Raw genomic sequence first — 16,799 nt, 5'->3', positions numbered from 1 at the left:
ACAGATGACGATTAATTTAAAAAGTGCAAAATCACCTTGGTCTAGTTTAGATGGTGTAGAAAAATTAAGTTTGCATCCAACAGATCAAGTATTTAATAAAGAAATTATTATACCAGGGAGTAAAAGTGTAACGAATCGTGCTTTTATTTTAGCAGGGTTTAGTAAAGGTACTTCAAAGTTATCTGGTTATCTTAAAAGTGATGATACTTATTGGTGCATGGAAACATTAAAGAAATTAGGAGCAACTTTCGAGTTTGAAGGAGATTCAATCAATATTACTGGTGTAGATACGGAAAGTCTTCCAGAAGAACAAACAGTATTCATTGGTTCAGCAGGCACGACTGCTCGATTTTTACCTGGCATTTTAGGGACACAAGATAAAAGTGAAATTACTATCACTTCTACGGAACAATTAGCTGGTAGACCACATAAAACTTTACATGATGCACTTATCCAATTAGGGGTAGAAGTCTCTTATATTGAAGAAGAAGGCCAACTTCCAGTCAAAATTAAAGGGACACCTGAAACTGGTGGTAAAGTCATGATAGCAGGCGATAAATCTAGTCAGTTTATTAGTGGATTATTACTTGCTGCACCATTGTTTAATCAACCAACAGAAATTGAATTAACAACAGAGATAGTACAAAGTGCATACGTAGATATCACGATAGAATTAATGGAACAATTTGGGATAAGCGTAGAAGTCTCAGATGACTATAAACATATGAAGGTTGAAAAAGGTTCTTATCAAGCGACTAATTTACCTTTAGAAGCCGATTTATCAACTGCTTGTTATTTTATGGCTCTAGCAGCTCTGAAAAAATCGACAATTAAGATTAATCATTTGAACCTAAAAACCCATCAACCTGATTTAGAAGTTGTAGACATTTTAGAAAAAATGGGTGCTACTGTTAAAAAAGGTGAAGATTATGTCGTTATCACTGGTCCAGAACAGCTCAAAGGTAATTTAACAATCGATATGAATGCATGTTCAGACCAAGCACTTACAATCGGTACATTAGCAGCGTTTGCGGATGGTCCAATTACAATTACTGGTGTTGAACATATACGTAATCATGAGTGTAATAGAGTTGAAGCTTTAACTGAAAGCTTAACTAAGCTAGGGATTAACATACAAGAACATCAAGATGGATGGACGATTCAGCCAGGAGAGATTCAAAGTGCTACATTGGATACATTTGATGACCACCGAGTAGCTATGTCTCTTAGTTTAGTAGGCACAAAAGTAGATGGTATAACACTGCTTGACCCAGCATGTGTATCAAAGACTTGTCCAACGTACTTTGAAATGTTAAAATCTTTAGGCATGTCAATAGATTATGACTAATGAAAACTTGAGTGCATTTTGTAAATGTGCTATAATGCTACTGTTATAATAGACAGGAGGACCGAGTCCATGCATACATTTTTAATCGTCTTATTAATCATAGATTGTATTGCATTGATTACCGTTGTATTACTTCAAGAAGGTAAAAGTACCGGTTTATCAGGTGCAATTAGTGGTGGAGCAGAACAATTATTTGGTAAACAAAAGCAACGTGGAATAGATTTAGTTTTACACAGAACAACAATCATTCTAGCGATTTTATTTTTCTTAATTATGTTAGCAATAACTTACTTTAAAATGTAGTGGTCCGACGGGTAATGTCGGACTTTTTTATTTGTTTGCAAGTGAAAAAGAGATACAATAGAGTTAAATAGAGTAAAAGGATGGTCGATCATGAGAATTCAATTACCTAAACCTTTCTTCTTTGAAGAAGGTAAACGCGCAGTATTACTTTTGCATGGATTTACAGGTAATTCATCAGACGTTAGACAATTAGGACGTTTCTTACAGAAAAAAGGATATACATCATATGCTCCGCATTATGAAGGTCATGGAAGACCACCAGAAGAAATATTAGAATCAAGCCCATATGTATGGTTTAAAGATTGCTTAGATGCATATGATTTTCTTGTGGAAAAAGGGTATACTGAAATAGCAGTAGCTGGACTATCATTGGGTGGCGTTTTTAGCTTGAAATTAAGTTTAAATCGTGATGTGAAAGGTATAGTAACTATGTGTTCTCCTATGTACATTAAGACAGAAGGTACTATGTTTGAAGGTGTACTAGATTATGCAAGAGAATTTAAAAAATATGAAGGTAAATCAAGTGAACAAATTGAAGAAGAAATGAAACATTTTCATCCGACAGACACTTTAACTGAATTGCAAAATACTATTCAAGCAGTTAGAGATCAAGTTGATGAAGTATTTGATCCTTTATTTGTAGTACAAGGCAAGCTTGATCAAATGATAAATCCTGATTCTGCTAATATTATTTATAATTCATCTTCATCTGATGATAAATATATTAAGTGGTATGAAGAATCTGGTCATGTTATAACAATCGGACAAGAAAAAGAGAAAGTATTTGAAGACGTATATCAATTCTTAGAATCATTAGATTGGTCCGAATAAGACACAATATAAAAACAAGAAAGGAGGCCCGCTATGAATCTAAGAGAAGAAGTTGAACAAATCATAAATGAGAAAGACTACACGCCCATGACGGTAAGTGAATTTCAAGACGTAATGGGATTAAGTAACGCTGATTCATTTAAAGAATTAATTAAAGTTCTAGTTGATTTAGAACAAACGGGTCAACTAGAAAGAACAAAGACGGATAGATATAAAAAGAAAAGAGATAAATCAGATTTAGTTAAAGGGAAGCTTAGCCAACATAAAAAAGGTTTTGCATTCTTAAGACCTGAAGATGATACAATCGAAGATATTTTTATACCACCAAATCAAATTAATAAAGCGATGGACGGCGATGAAGTATTAGTAGAAGTCGTTCCATCACGTGGAGACCACAAAGGTAAAATTGAAGGAAGAGTTAAGGCTATTACGACACGTAATATTACGCAAGTAGTTGGTACTTATACTGAAGCTAAACACTTTGGTTTCGTATTGCCAGATGATAAACGTATTACACAAGACATTTTTATCCCAAAAGGTAAAAATTTAGGCGCTGTTGAAGGGCATAAAGTACTTGTAGAAATTACGGAATATGCAGATGGTACTCATAATCCTGAAGGTCACGTTAAAGCAATTTTAGGGCATAAAAATGACCCTGGTGTTGATATTCTATCTATTATTTACCAACATGGAATCAATATAGAGTTTCCGGATAGTGTAATAGAAGAAACTAAAAAAGTACCAGACAAAATTAAGCCAGAAGAAACTAAAAATAGACGTGATTTAAGAGATGAATTAACAATCACTATTGATGGTGCGGATGCTAAAGACTTAGATGACGCTGTATCTGTAAAAGCATTAGATAATGGATTAACAGAGTTAACAGTAAGTATCGCGGATGTAAGTTATTATGTAACTGAAAATAGTGAGTTAGATAAAGAAGCTTATGATCGAGGCACTAGTGTGTATCTTGTAGATAGAGTTATTCCAATGATACCTCACAGACTAAGTAATGGTATTTGTTCATTAAATCCAAATGAAGACCGTCTTACTTTAAGCTGTAGAATGGAAATTGATCAACAAGGCGAAGTTGTTCGCCATGAGATTTTTGAAAGTGTCATTCATTCAGATTATAGAATGACTTACACTGATGTAAATAGCATCATTGAGAACAAAGACCCTGAAATTAGAGAGAAATTTGCTGAAATCACACCTATGCTTGATTTAGCTAACCAATTATCACAACAATTAATTGCTAAACGTAAAAAACGTGGTGAAATTGATTTTGATATTAAAGAAGCCCAAGTATTAGTTGATGAAGACGGTATTCCAACAGATATTCAAGTTAGAGAAAGAAATGACGCTGAAAGATTAATCGAAAGCTTTATGTTATCAGCTAACGAAACAATTGCAGAACATTTCAGTAAATTAGAATTACCATTCATTTATCGTGTACACGAAAATCCAAAAGAAGAACGTTTAAATCAATTCTTTGAATTTATTACGAACTTTGGTATTACAGTTAAAGGTACAAGCGAAGATATTCATCCATCTACACTACAAAAAATTGTGCAAGAAGTAGCTGGTGAAAAAGAAGAAATGGTAATTGCTACTTTAATGTTAAGAAGTATGCAACAAGCAAGATATAGTGAAGAAAACTTAGGTCACTTCGGTTTATCAGCTGATTATTATACACATTTCACTTCACCAATTAGAAGATACCCAGATTTAATAGTGCATAGACTCATTCGTAAATATTTAATCGATAAATCAATGAATGATAAACAAATTAGACATTGGGAAGAAGTATTACCTGAAATTGCAGATCATACATCTACACGTGAAAGAAGAGCGATAGATGCAGAACGTGATACAGATGATCTGAAGAAATCAGAGTATATGATTCAACATGTTGGAGAAGTTTATACTGGTATAATCAGTTCAGTAGCTAACTTCGGTATGTTTGTAGAATTAGAGAACACTATCGAAGGTATGGTACACATTTCTAACTTAACAGATGATTATTATAATTTTGATGAACGCAGTATGGCTATTATTGGTGAAAGACAAGCTAAAGTCTTTAGAATCGGTGATAAAGTAGAAGTCAAAGTTATAAATGTTAATGTTGATGAAAGAATGATTGATTTCCAAATCGTAGGTATGCCAATAGCTGAAAAGAATCGTGAAAAACTCGCAAGAGAAAAGACAATAAAAGCTAAAAAACGTGGACCATCAAAGGAAAACGATAAAAATAATAAGCATAAAAAAGGCAGAGCAAAAGGTAAACAAGGCGATAAAAACAATAAACCTTTTTATAAAGCAAAAGCCGTTAAAAAGAATGCAAGACGTAAGAAAAAATAGAAAGTAGGTGATGGATGTGCCAAAAGTACACAACAAACCTTTAGCACAAAATCGTAAAGCAAGCCATGATTATACAATAGAAGATACGGTTGAAGCGGGAATTGTATTACAAGGTACAGAAATCAAATCCATTCGCCGAGGTAGTGCAAACTTAAAAGATTCATATGCACGTGTATACAACGGAGAAATGTACGTTTACAATATGCATATTGCACCGTATGAAGAAGGTAACCGTTATAATCATGATCCATTAAGAAATCGAAAACTGCTCTTAAAAAGAAAAGAAATCGATAAATTATATGGTATCTCAAAAGAAAAAGGGTATTCATTAATACCGCTTAAACTATATATTAAACACGGTTACTGTAAAGTTCTTTTAGGGATAGCAAGAGGTAAACGAGATTATGATAAACGTCATGCGCTGAAAGAAAAAGAAGCAAAACGTGATGTAGAAAGAGCAATGAAGCATCGATATTAAGCAATTATATTGATTAATCAATAAAAAATTGTTATTATTAAATATACTTCTGCTAAAAGGAAGTATATTTCTTATTCAGGGGACGTTACGGATTCGACAGGGGTCCCCGAGCTTATGAAGCGTGTCGGAGGGTTGTCTCCGTCATCAACACAACAGTTATAATAACTGGCAAACAACAAAACTTAGCAGTAGCTGCGTAATAGCACTCTGCATCACCTAACAGCATCGCCTATGTGCTGTTAACGTGATTCAACTTAAGTAGGATACGCTCGTCACTGCCGTTTGAAGTCTGACGAGAAGAGATTAATCAAACTAGCGTTGTAATAGGGTGTCAGTCCCCTGATACAACGCGAAACAATAAAGACTAGACTACGCACGTAGAAACATTTGTATCAGGATCTCTGGACGCGGGTTCAACTCCCGCCGTCTCCACTACATAGCTCTCAACCATTGTGGTTGAGGGTTTTTATTTTGCATTAGTATAGTACAGAAATATGGTAAAACTATTAGTATATTAAACCTTTAAAAGTAATCATTGGTTTAATATTAATTAGTAAAAAAGACCATAAAAAATAACCATCTCTAGCTTTGGTCGGCAAGATGGTTATATAAATTCAATTCCGGCTACCGTCTTTTTAACGGGCTCATAAGGGGCGATGCATGCATGTATGTGTATCGTCCTTTTTCTATATTTAAATTACCACAATTTACATATATTGTCTATTAAAATAATAGATGGGTTTCATAATGAAAGTATATTAGGGTCTAATGACTGGTACTTCAGTTGAAATAAAAAATTTAAAATTTGTGTAGATTCAAACTAATATATGCGTTTTTTGTAAATAGACAAATTTTGGTAATGAAGATAAAATATTAATGTGAGCAAGTTGGATAGATGGTGGCTAATCTCTTTAAATAAGGGGTGATGCCTATGAAATATGGTTCGACTCCTAGAAAGGTGTAACATTGACTGATTATGAATTACTGATGATTGTCATGTCAATCATTGGTTTAGTATTAATTAGTAAAAAAGACCATAAAAAATAACCATCTCTAACTTTGACCGGTTTTGATGGTTATTCAATAATTTATTAAAACGAGGCCACCGTCTTTTTAACGGGCTCACAAGGGCGATGCATATATGTGCATCGTCCTTTTTCTATATTTAAATTACCACATTTTACATATATTGTCTATATATTTTGTTACTTATTAGCCTAGTGATAACTATCAACTTATTCAATAATTGTCTTACTCTCACGATTATTAAAACATTCTCTTATTTGTTTTTCGGTAATTCTCTTAGTTGATAGTTTTGGTAATTGATCAATATCAAAATATTGTACCGAACTTGTTTCTATACTTGTTGTTAGGTTTCCACTTAATCTTTTACAATAATAAACTAACTTATAATAGTGTGCTAATGAATTTTCTGGATTAGACTTATTAGTATCATATACTGCAATAAGATTGGATACAGAAACTGATAAACCAGTCTCTTCTATCACTTCTTTCACTACATTTTCTACTGGTGAAGTTCCTACGTCAGCAAAACCTCCAGGTAACGACCAAGATTTTGTTTTAGGATCTTCTACTAATAAAACTTTATTGTCTTTATCTAAAATTAAAGCTCTTACATCAATTTTAGGTGTAGGGTAACCAGCTTCCTTTTCTAATGTTAAGTTCTTGTTATTGCTCTGAGAATTTATGAATTCTTGAGTTATATCAAAAATTTCATTGAACCTCTCTACGTCATATGGGTCCTTAGAATAATTAATACCAGAGTTTGAAATAGCTAATAACTTTTGGAAAAATTGTTTACTATCCATAATTACACCTCAATTCCTTTAAGTATATATTATCTTAAATAGAAATTATGGACTAATCATAAGTCTATAAAAAGAAAGTTGGTAAATAACTAGTGTGTAATTAATAGTTGAAATATTTATAATTAATAACAATAAAAAATTAAATAATTTAATTACACCTATTAATTTACTGATAAAACATATATTATTGAAGGTAATATATGTAAGGGGGAATATGTAATGAAAAAATTATTTATTTTATTATTTGCAAGTTTATTAGTATTAGGGGCATGTGGACAAAAAGAAGAAACCTCATCTAAATCAGAAACCACAAAACAATCAGGTGATAAAGAAAATAAAAAGCAAGGTGAGAAAAAAGATAAAGATAAGGAAAAGGATAATAAACAAGATACTTCTAATGAATCAGAAGCAGATACAGAAGAAGAACAGTCTGCTGAAGAAAATGAAAATACAGAAGGCCAAGAAGATATTGAGAATAGTGAACAAACAAATAACGAAAATGAATCAGAAAATAGAGCATTAACTAAAGAAGAAATATCAAAACAAATAAAAAGCGGGGTTAATGTAGATGGTATGGTAGACGCAGATGGGGACACATGGTATCAGGCACCTGGTAACGGTGATGTTGTGGGGTATGTAAAGCCTGATGGGACACAATGTACAGTTGGCGGATGTGTAAGTCCTGAGCAACAAGAGAAAATGGACGAAGAAGAAGATTTAGATATGCAAGATGATGAACCTGATGATGTTAACGCCGAAATCAATGCAGCTGAGACTGAAGATGAGTATATAGACGCTTTACGTAAAAAATATAATGGTGGTTTATCTTCTGCTGAAATACAAACTAAAACAGCAATTGAACAAGGTTATTATGAAGGTGACGATGCCGAAGATGTTTACAAAGAAATAGAGGAGAGAGAATCTGAAATTGAATCAGGTAAATATGATCACTATAATAAATAAAGTTAATATGAGTTTAAATATCAACTAAAGTAAAACCTAATGTGACAATAATGTTCGTTTAAAAACATCAAGGTGTTTGGTAGCATTAATATAAACCTTTAAGGAGGGAATATTATGTTTCTAGATGTGTTCGGATACTTATTGGGTTCTGGTTTTTTAATACTTGGTATTTGTGCTTTGTATTTTATGTCTTATGAGATGTATGAAGTTTTTACAAAAGGTGAGAAAACTGTAAGTTTCAAGGGAACTACTTACTTTGCATTAGGTTCTGTATTTTGTGGAGTGGTTTTGATTATTATGGCAAACGTTCTTTGAATTTATTAAAATATACGTAAAACACTCCAAAAGTTTAACTTTTGGAGTGTTTATTTTTATATATCATCCTCTAATATATTCGTATTCTTTATAGAGAATCCTGTGATTTTATCGGAAAATGCTGCAAATAGTGCTGCTAAAATTACATAGGCGATTGATCCGATTATATAATGTGTTTCTAAATCAGTGATTAATAGGTATGTTTCTGCAAGTAGTAACACAACAGAAATACCGATTAAAGTTTTGAGTAATGCTGGTGGCAGTTTGATAGGTGCATTAGCGTATGCTTCTGGGTATAGCTTAGGTAATCGTCCTGCTGCAACTACTGGGAACATAAATACGATTAATGAAAGGCTTGTTCCAAGTTGTGCTACTACGTTTAGCGATACGTTTGTTAAAATTGGTACTGCTCCAACGATATAGAAAATAGTGAGTAACCAATGTGGTGTTCCAAATTTTTCGTTTACTGCTCCTAATTTCTTAGGTAAGACGCCATCTTGTGTGGCTACATATAAACTTTTTGTTACCCAAGTGAATGTTGCGTTTAATGTTGTTGCTAGAGCAAACATGGCACCACCTACAATGAAGATAACAAATACAGGTTTTGGTAATACTTCATTAGCTACTGCTGTTAAAGGCTGACCTGCAACTTGTTCAATAGGTAAGACACCTACTGCAACTGCAGCAATTAAAGCATAGAAGAACCCGATTAGTACTGTAGATCCTATAATGACGATAGGTAAATCTCGTCGAGGATTCTTCATTTCTCCACCTAATTCCGCAACGAATTGTGCACCTCCAGTTGCAAAACCTACCAATCCAATTGCAGTAAAGAAGCCTGTGAACCCTGCTGGAAACATTGTTTCTGGTTGGAAAACTGTATAATCTACTTTAGGTAATCCAAAAACAACGAAACAACTTAATGAAAGGATTAAAATAATAACCATCCATTTATTAATGATAGAAGCTGTTTTTACACCAACTAAATTCACAATAAATAGTAATGTTAATAAACTAAAAGCAATTGGTGTGATAGGTGCTTCCGGTAAAACGCCTTGTAAATATTGTGCAAAGGAAATAGCATACATTGCTAATGTAATTTGCATCAATGTAAACATGCATAGCCAAAACACACCAATTTTTGGTGATAACAACCGACTGGTATATTTATATAAACCTCCTGTAGTAGGGAGTGTTCCTCCTAAAATAGCAATTGGTGACATCGCAATAATACCAAGTAATGAAGAAATTATATAAGCTAAAGTCACACCGCTACCAGACATTTGAATACCTATGCCAGTCATGGTCATAATCCCTGAACCGATAACTTGTCCTAGTGCGATACCCATGACATCACCTAGGCCTAAATTCTTCTTTAAATGAGTTGATTCAGACATAAGCGCCTCCGTGTATATGTATAATTAATAATTCATACTTCTAAACTAAGATAAAAGTACCACAAGTTATTATAGTCCAATTGAGAGAAATTATCAATTGGAACTTTGGCTTTTATATAAGTATAGTTATTTTTGAATTCCATGGGTTTTATTATTTACTTTTCTAACCTAAATATACTTATTGCTAGACCAATTAAGACTGTACCAATAGCGTAATCTAGCATACTTTTGATTTTTACATTATTAAAAATTTGTCTAATATAGTTAAATAAAAAGCTACATAAGAAGAACCAAATAAAAACAGTTAATATGAATAAAGAGGAAAGTACTAGAATCTGCATTGATCCATCTTCTTTAGTTATAAATTGAGGTAAAATGCTGACATAAAATAAAATTGCTTTTGGATTAAAAATAGTACTTATAAAACCATGTTTATAAGACAATCTAAGTTTCATATCTGTTTTTACATCTTTATCAGTACTAATATTAAAGGCTTTTTTCGCATTTAAAATTGTTTTAATGCCTAGATATGCAATATATATTGAACCTAAAATCTTTATAACTGTAAAAACATAATAAGATGTCGTTAAAATAAATATTAATCCAAATGCTGCAAGTGCTGAATAAAAAACATGTGCACTTGAGATACCCAAACCAGCCATAATACCGTTTTTCGCATTACCTTTTAATGTGTTATTCAATACAATGAAAAAGTCAGGGCCTGGTATTATGATGATCATTAAAGATATTACGATGAAGCTTAACCAATTATCCATATATTTACACCTCTCTGTTGATTAATGTTTCTCACAAATATATCAAAAACTAGTTTGAATAACTATATTATTTATAAAATAACTATATTTATTTTATAATTTGGTTTAAGTAAGTATAGTAGTTATAATCATCATAGATGAATAAGAGATTATATATGAATACAATTAGAAATGAGGATTAATATGAAAATAGGTAAATATTCGATTGATTCAGTATGGCTAAGTATTATTTTAGGTTTTATATTTGTAGCTTTAGTATCCCCGTTTATGTGGGTTTCAGTTTTAGTATTAATAATCTTTGCGATAAAGAAAGATAAAATTAAAGAAGAATGAAGTAAGTCTTTAGATTATTTTGCTTTGAGAAAGTATTGTACTATAAAACTCAAAATGTTAATGCTGACTGTATTTAGTAATTTTGTACCTATACCATGATTTTCCTGAAAGCTATTTAATGAAATGATTTCAATATTATTATTATGTTCTATATATGTGATAATGCCGTATATGGTGTTATGGCAAGCATTAAATATCCTTCAAGTTCATATAGTGTTTCATTAATACTAGATTATAGTGTTATATAAAAGTATTATAGAAATGTAGATAATAGTTTGTAAAGATTATATCCCTTTAAGAAAGAGGTATTTTAAAATGGAACCTTATGTTTCTAAAGATATATTAGATATGGTTAGTACTGAATTTAATTTTTCTATAAACCAATTTGAGTTGGAAGTTTGGAATCATGAATATGAGGCTTTTAATTTCAATATTAATAATAATAGTTTTAAAAGTAGATTAGCTAAAAAAACACCTAAAAAAGCTGGATATTTTGTTACGTTATGGCTGAAAAATGAATTAGAAAAAAATAGGCCGTACAATTATGATGAAATGAAAGACAAGTTGATTATTAATGTTTTAGATGGAGACAATAAAGGTCAATTTATTTTTCCAAAAGAACTTTTAGCTGATAAAGGAGTTTTAAGAATAGGTAAAGAGAAAGGCAAAATGGCATTTCGAATTTATCCAAGTTGGGAAACAAATTTAAATAAAGCAGCAATTAAAACACAAAAATGGCAAGCACCTTATTTTTTGGATTTATCAAAGGAGTATAATAATACGGAAGCTTACGAATTATATTTAAAGTAAGCTATCAAAGAAAGTATGTGAATAATCTAATGAATGGTTCATTACATCATATTGAAATATATGTAGAAGATATACAGAAATCTAGAGCATTTTATGAATGGTTGTTAAATAAATTAGGATATAAACTTTACCAAGAATGGGATTTAGGATTTAGTTTTAAATTAGGTGAAACTTATATAGTATTTGTTGAGGTAGAAGAGAAATATAAAGATTATGGGTATCACCGAAAAAGAATTGGATTGAATCATTTAGCATTTAATGTTGAAACAAAAGCTATGGTAGATGAAATCACTAATGATTTAATTAATCAGGATATTGGAATTTTATATGTGGATAGACATCCATTCGCAGGTGGAAATGATCATTATGCAGTTTATTTTGAAGACCCGGATAGGATTAAACTCGAAATCGTTAGTAATGGAAACTAGTACATCTAAACCATAACAAAGGTAAATAAAATTATTTCAAAGACAGTGGTTAAATCCACTGTCTTTTTATATACATATTCTACAAATAATGATTTTGATAGGTTTATATAAAAATAATCATTAAATTTAAAGAAAATTAAAAAAATAGTTATTAATTAGTGTAAAATCTGTTATTATTACTTTAATGAATATATTTTAGGAGAGTAAGTTATGAAAAAAGGATGTTTATGGTTTTGTTTTGTAATCTTCATGCTTTTTATTTTAATAGGAGCTTGTAGTGATGATGATGTGAATAAAGATGATAAGAGTCAAGTAAGCGAAGAGAATAAGAAGCAAAATGATGACAAACAAAAGAAAGATGAAAAAGCTCATAAAGAAAAATCTGAGAAAAAAGAAACAGATAAAAAAGAGAAAACTAATTATACTAAGAAAGATTCAAAGGATGAAAAGAAAGAAGTAGAGAATGCTACGCAAGATTCAAATAAAGAAGAAAAAAAGACATTCACACCTGGTACGACTGATAGAATACCTGTGGAACTTTCATCAACAGTAGACGGGGATACTGCTAAGTTTATATATAATGGTAAAGAAGGATCGTTTAGATTTTTATTAATAGATACGCCTGAAACGAAGCACCCTAGAATTGGGAAACAGCCGTTTGGTCAAGAAGCTTCTGATAGAACGAAATCGTTACTCATGAACGCTAACAAAATCGAAGTTGAGTTTGATGTAGGTGAGAAACAAGACAAGTATCAAAGATATTTAGCTTATATATATATTGATGGTGAAATGGTAAACGAAATATTAGTTAGAGAAGGTTTGGCGAAAGTAGCGTATGTTTATCCTCCTAACACACGTTATCTAGATCGATTGGAAAGTGCGCAGGCTGTAGCTAAAGAACAGAAATTAGGTATTTGGAGTTTAGATAGTGCTTTTGAAGAAGCTAATAATACAGAAGCAAATACAAATTCAAATACTTCTAATAACAATACAACGACAAATGTTCCTGCCTCTCAACCAGAGACTCAACAATCACAAAGTAAAGAATTTTATAAAAACTGTACTGAACTAAGAAAAGTATATCCAAACGGTGTACCAAGTACTCATCCAGCATATTTACCAAAACTTGATAGAGACAAAGATAACTTTGCATGTGAAGCAAATTAAAATAAAACTATAAAAAATAAAAGAAAACCTATTAAAGTTATTTTAAACTTTGATAGGTTTTTTATTCCACGTTTCATATATGCTTAAATAGTATTAATATAAAAAAGAGTCATATATTACTTTTAAAGAGCAGGAGTGAGACAACATGAACATAAGAATGTTTGAAACAAAAGATGCTGAAGAAATAAGCGAATTAATTATACATACACTTAGAACAACGAATGTTAAAGATGAGCCTATTGAAGAAATTGAGAAAGTAGTTAGTACGATGACACCAGAAGCTATTATAGAAAGAGCAAGTTTTACTAACTTTTATGTCTTTGAAGAAGAATCTAAAATCGTTGGAACAGGTGCTATTGGACCGTACTGGGATAGTGAAACTGAGAGCAGCTTATTTACAATATTTGTTTCACCAGATTATCAAGGTAAGGGAATAGGAAAGTTAATCATTCAAACATTAGAAAGTGATTTTTACTTTAAACGAGCTGAGCGCATTGAAATACCCGCTTCTATCACTGCCGTACACTTCTATAGAAAATATGGATATGATTATAAAGACGGTATTAAAGAACCAGATGATGAAGGACTTTTAAGACTAGAAAAGTTTAAACACAATTAATATATAGACTAAAAAAGATGGGTATATAATATACATAAGAACTGTAAAAAATTAGGATTTTTTAAGGAGAGATGTTAAATGCAAAGAATGAAGAAGCGAACGATTTTTATGGAAGTGGTATCAGATATTTTATTTGAAATACCAGGTATATTAATGCTTATACCAAGATTTTTTATCTGGGTTGGAAGAGTTATCTCTAAAATATTCTAGTAGTATAATTAATTTGTATACAAAAAATGAAGAGATAAATAAGATATTAATATAAATAAATGTGTAACCTTCTTAATTGTTGGGTATGTACTGATAAAGGTATAAAATAATCCGAAAACAAGGAGTTAAACAATATGCAAAGTATTATCAAACGAATTTTTAGATATATTAGTGTAGCAGTCATAATGAGGTTAATACGTAAATTAATAAATAAAGGTTCTAATAAAAAGGGTAATTAGGTGTAAAACACTTAATTACTCTTTTCCCATTCTTCTCTTAATAATCCCATGCGAATAGAATCATAATAACAACCATTATAATATCTCACTTTTCTTATTTTAGCTTCCATAGTCATACCAAGCTTTTCACCAATTCTTATCATACCTTTATTTCCAGACCATGTTGTATAGCCTACACGTACTATATTTAAAGTGTTAAATAAATGTTCTATCCATATACTCATAACTTTTGTACCTATACCCTTACCCCAAGTATGTGGTTGATGAAGAGTAATACCCATTTCTAGCCATCTAGAAGGTTCGTGTTCCCAGTAGTATGAAACTGTGCCTATCACATCATCATCATATATGACAGCCTTCTTATTAGGCACATTTACCCAAGTATCTCTCAGCTTTAAAAATTCCTCAAATGACATTGTTTCATGTTTGAAATAGGGAGCATCCCATTTTTTCCATTCGGGGTTTTCTTCTTTAAATGCTAAAGACCAAATTATATATAAATCATCTTCTTTAATAGGCCTTATAAATAACTTTTGTGTTGAATTCATAACTTACCTCATTTCTATATCAATATTAAATGTAATTATACAATATAATGTTGTTTCTTGAATATGAGTCATAAAAATAAAAAACAAAATATTTCAAACATGTTAATTAATAATTACAAATATTAATATTCTGTATTAATTAATATTATTTTATCATACAATGTTCAAAGAACTTTAATGAAGGAGGATTATTATGAAGTATAAATTTGGAACGGTATTAATTTTGACATCTGGTTTATTGCTTTCTCAATCTGGTTTGCATGTGAATGCTGAAGAATCTAATGAGGCGAGTAATAGTCAAACTGAAAATACAAGTAAATCAATTAACTTCGAAGAGGCTCAAAAAATGAAGCCGAAAGAACTTACGAATTTACTAACGGATGAAGATTTAGAGTTACATAATAAAGTTGCTGAGCATGGTTCTACTGAAATGAGATCAAAGAAAAGTACGAACGAAGCTTATCAAGATGTAAATAATTACATTGAGAAAAATAACATAAAGCCATCGAATATTACTCAAGATTCTAGAATGGATAGCTTACCAAAATATGATTTTAAATCTGATGAATTTATTGGTGTAGTTATTCATGAAACATCTAATCCTAGTAGTACAATCGATGATGAAATTAATTATATGTATAATAATTATGAGAGTGCATTTGTGCATGCATATGCAGGTAGTAATAAAATAGTACAAACAGCATCAAGTGACTATTTAGCGTGGGGTGCAGGTGCTAAAGCGAATCCTTACTTTTACCAAATAGAATTAGCGCAAGCAAGTACGTTTGATGAATTTGCTAAATCAGTAAATAATCAAGCATATTTAACAGCTGAAATGCTTAAACAAAATGGTTTAAAACCATCATTAGCAGATAATAATGAAGGTACTGGTACTGTAATCAGTCATAATGCCATCAGTGAATATTGGGGTGGAACAGACCACACGGATCCTATCAATTACTTTAGTCAATGGGGATACGATATGGATCAGTTCTATAAACTTGTAGAAAAACATTATAATGGAACGAATGAAACAGATAATGAAGAGACTATAAGTGGTGATACACATAAAGTAGTTTCAGGAGATACATTATATAATATTTCTAAACGAAGCGGTGTAAGTGTAGATAAACTTAAAGAATTAAATGATTTAAGTTCAAATGACTTAACAGTAGGACAAGAATTAAAGTTAAAATAATTAAATAAAGCTAATAAGATTAAACAGCTCTAAACGTAAGAAAACCTTACGTTTAGAGCTGTTTTTTATGAAATATATTCACATTTTAATAAAGCCATTAAAAAAGCGTCTTTATATTTACCTTTAGCATAAAAGTGTTCTCTTAATAGACCTTCTTTTTTAAATCCGTAACTTTCATATATATGTATAGCTTTTTCATTATCTTGGTCTACATATAAATAAACTTTATGCATGTTTAAAATATCAAACGCGTAACTTGTAGCATTATCAAAGGCAAATTTAGCATATCCTTTGCCACCGAATTCTGGTTTAATAATAATTTGAATTTCACAGTTACGGTGAATATAATCAATTTCTACAAGTTCAACAATCCCTACAATCTGTTTATCATCTTCAACTATAAATCTTATTTCAGATTCATCAAGTAAATGTTTATCAAACAAATACTGAAGCTCAGTTAACGATTCATATGGTTCTTCAAACCAATATGACATGATTGAATATTCATTGTTTAATTCGTGTACAAAAGGTAAGTCATTAGATTCTAATGCTCTAACTCTCAAGATTTCACTCCTAATTATTCATAATATAACTCTATTATTACACGACTTCATTAAATAACAAAATAAAGTTATTAAGATATTAA

At 31.0% G+C, this 16,799-nt stretch carries 19 protein-coding genes and 1 other RNA gene; 15 read left to right on the top strand and 5 right to left on the bottom strand.

Translation table 11 applies throughout. The features are described from left to right. Window positions 1-4: 4 nt before the first annotated feature. From aroA to ssrA, 6 genes are all read left to right on the top strand, one after another. Complete coding sequence (gene aroA / locus CD135_RS00920; protein WP_103268604.1) at window positions 5-1,348, top strand: 3-phosphoshikimate 1-carboxyvinyltransferase; 1,344 nt, start codon at window positions 5-7, stop codon at window positions 1,346-1,348. A 69-nt stretch (window positions 1,349-1,417) separates the two neighbouring features. Continuing rightward, window positions 1,418-1,651: a preprotein translocase subunit SecG gene (secG, locus tag CD135_RS00915; RefSeq protein ID WP_017000772.1), complete on the top strand. Its 234-nt coding sequence runs from the start codon at window positions 1,418-1,420 to the stop codon at window positions 1,649-1,651. Between the two features lie 90 nt (window positions 1,652-1,741). Next, a complete protein-coding gene (locus CD135_RS00910; RefSeq protein WP_017000771.1) occupies window positions 1,742-2,482 on the top strand; it encodes an alpha/beta hydrolase in 741 nt (246 codons plus the stop codon). 33 nt (window positions 2,483-2,515) lie between these two features. Next, window positions 2,516-4,843 carry a ribonuclease R gene (gene rnr / locus CD135_RS00905; protein ID WP_064204479.1) on the top strand — a complete coding sequence of 776 codons (2,328 nt, stop codon included), beginning with the start codon at window positions 2,516-2,518 and terminating at the stop codon, window positions 4,841-4,843. A gap of 16 nt (window positions 4,844-4,859) precedes the next feature. Continuing rightward, window positions 4,860-5,321, top strand: coding sequence for an SsrA-binding protein SmpB (gene smpB, locus CD135_RS00900; protein ID WP_017000769.1), 462 nt, complete (start codon window positions 4,860-4,862; stop codon window positions 5,319-5,321). A gap of 78 nt (window positions 5,322-5,399) precedes the next feature. Beyond that, window positions 5,400-5,756, top strand: a transfer-messenger RNA (tmRNA) gene (gene ssrA, locus CD135_RS00895). 800 nt (window positions 5,757-6,556) lie between these two features. Here ssrA and CD135_RS00890 read toward each other — a convergent pair. Then, window positions 6,557-7,150, bottom strand: coding sequence for an NUDIX hydrolase (locus CD135_RS00890; RefSeq protein ID WP_017000763.1), 594 nt, complete (start codon window positions 7,148-7,150; stop codon window positions 6,557-6,559). Between the two features lie 219 nt (window positions 7,151-7,369). On the opposite strand from CD135_RS00890, the gene CD135_RS00885 reads away from it, so the two are divergent. Next, window positions 7,370-8,113 (top strand): hypothetical protein, encoded by a 744-nt coding sequence (locus CD135_RS00885; RefSeq protein ID WP_103268602.1) that lies wholly within the window; start codon window positions 7,370-7,372, stop codon window positions 8,111-8,113. Window positions 8,114-8,227: 114 nt separating this feature from the next. After that, complete coding sequence (locus CD135_RS00880; RefSeq protein ID WP_017000761.1) at window positions 8,228-8,428, top strand: hypothetical protein; 201 nt, start codon at window positions 8,228-8,230, stop codon at window positions 8,426-8,428. 56 nt (window positions 8,429-8,484) lie between these two features. On the opposite strand, the gene CD135_RS00875 is transcribed toward CD135_RS00880, so the two are convergent. Both CD135_RS00875 and CD135_RS00870 read right to left on the bottom strand, forming a co-directional pair. After that, complete coding sequence (locus CD135_RS00875) at window positions 8,485-9,825, bottom strand: APC family permease (protein ID WP_103268601.1); 1,341 nt, start codon at window positions 9,823-9,825, stop codon at window positions 8,485-8,487. Between the two features lie 155 nt (window positions 9,826-9,980). Then, window positions 9,981-10,601 (bottom strand): LysE family translocator, encoded by a 621-nt coding sequence (locus CD135_RS00870; RefSeq protein WP_103268600.1) that lies wholly within the window; start codon window positions 10,599-10,601, stop codon window positions 9,981-9,983. A 183-nt stretch (window positions 10,602-10,784) separates the two neighbouring features. Here CD135_RS00870 and CD135_RS12945 point away from each other — a divergent pair, with 183 nt between their 5' ends. The 6 genes from CD135_RS12945 (at window position 10,785) to CD135_RS13120 (ending at window position 14,168) form a co-directional block, all read left to right on the top strand. Continuing rightward, a complete protein-coding gene (locus CD135_RS12945; RefSeq protein ID WP_167543692.1) occupies window positions 10,785-10,934 on the top strand; it encodes a hypothetical protein in 150 nt (49 codons plus the stop codon). A 315-nt stretch (window positions 10,935-11,249) separates the two neighbouring features. Further along, on the top strand, window positions 11,250-11,744 hold the full coding sequence (locus CD135_RS00865) for a MepB family protein (protein ID WP_064204475.1): 495 nt from the start codon (window positions 11,250-11,252) through the stop codon (window positions 11,742-11,744). Window positions 11,745-11,773: 29 nt separating this feature from the next. After that, window positions 11,774-12,172, top strand: a complete 399-nt coding sequence (locus CD135_RS00860; RefSeq protein WP_064211741.1) for a VOC family protein — start codon at window positions 11,774-11,776, stop codon at window positions 12,170-12,172. A 210-nt stretch (window positions 12,173-12,382) separates the two neighbouring features. Beyond that, complete coding sequence (locus CD135_RS00855) at window positions 12,383-13,339, top strand: thermonuclease family protein (protein WP_103268599.1); 957 nt, start codon at window positions 12,383-12,385, stop codon at window positions 13,337-13,339. A gap of 145 nt (window positions 13,340-13,484) precedes the next feature. After that, the gene (locus CD135_RS00850; protein ID WP_070044924.1) at window positions 13,485-13,958 is read left to right on the top strand and encodes a GNAT family N-acetyltransferase; all 474 of its coding nucleotides are present in this window, start codon (window positions 13,485-13,487) and stop codon (window positions 13,956-13,958) included. A 78-nt stretch (window positions 13,959-14,036) separates the two neighbouring features. Further along, window positions 14,037-14,168 carry a hypothetical protein gene (locus CD135_RS13120; protein WP_256933706.1) on the top strand — a complete coding sequence of 44 codons (132 nt, stop codon included), beginning with the start codon at window positions 14,037-14,039 and terminating at the stop codon, window positions 14,166-14,168. Between the two features lie 250 nt (window positions 14,169-14,418). Here CD135_RS13120 and CD135_RS00845 read toward each other — a convergent pair whose 3' ends face one another. Beyond that, window positions 14,419-14,955, bottom strand: coding sequence for a GNAT family N-acetyltransferase (locus tag CD135_RS00845; protein WP_017000750.1), 537 nt, complete (start codon window positions 14,953-14,955; stop codon window positions 14,419-14,421). A 193-nt stretch (window positions 14,956-15,148) separates the two neighbouring features. Between CD135_RS00845 and CD135_RS00840 the strand changes: the two genes are divergently transcribed. Then, window positions 15,149-16,153 carry a LysM peptidoglycan-binding domain-containing protein gene (locus CD135_RS00840; protein ID WP_017000749.1) on the top strand — a complete coding sequence of 335 codons (1,005 nt, stop codon included), beginning with the start codon at window positions 15,149-15,151 and terminating at the stop codon, window positions 16,151-16,153. A gap of 65 nt (window positions 16,154-16,218) precedes the next feature. On the opposite strand, the gene CD135_RS00835 is transcribed toward CD135_RS00840, so the two are convergent. Beyond that, a complete protein-coding gene (locus CD135_RS00835) occupies window positions 16,219-16,716 on the bottom strand; it encodes a GNAT family N-acetyltransferase (RefSeq protein WP_103268598.1) in 498 nt (165 codons plus the stop codon). Window positions 16,717-16,799 lie beyond the last annotated feature (83 nt).

It is taken from the genome of Mammaliicoccus lentus, from assembly GCF_002902755.1.
GTDB lineage: Bacteria > Bacillota > Bacilli > Staphylococcales > Staphylococcaceae > Mammaliicoccus > Mammaliicoccus lentus.
Note: the sequence above shows the minus strand (reverse complement) of the source record. Positions and strands in the feature narration are given on the sequence as shown.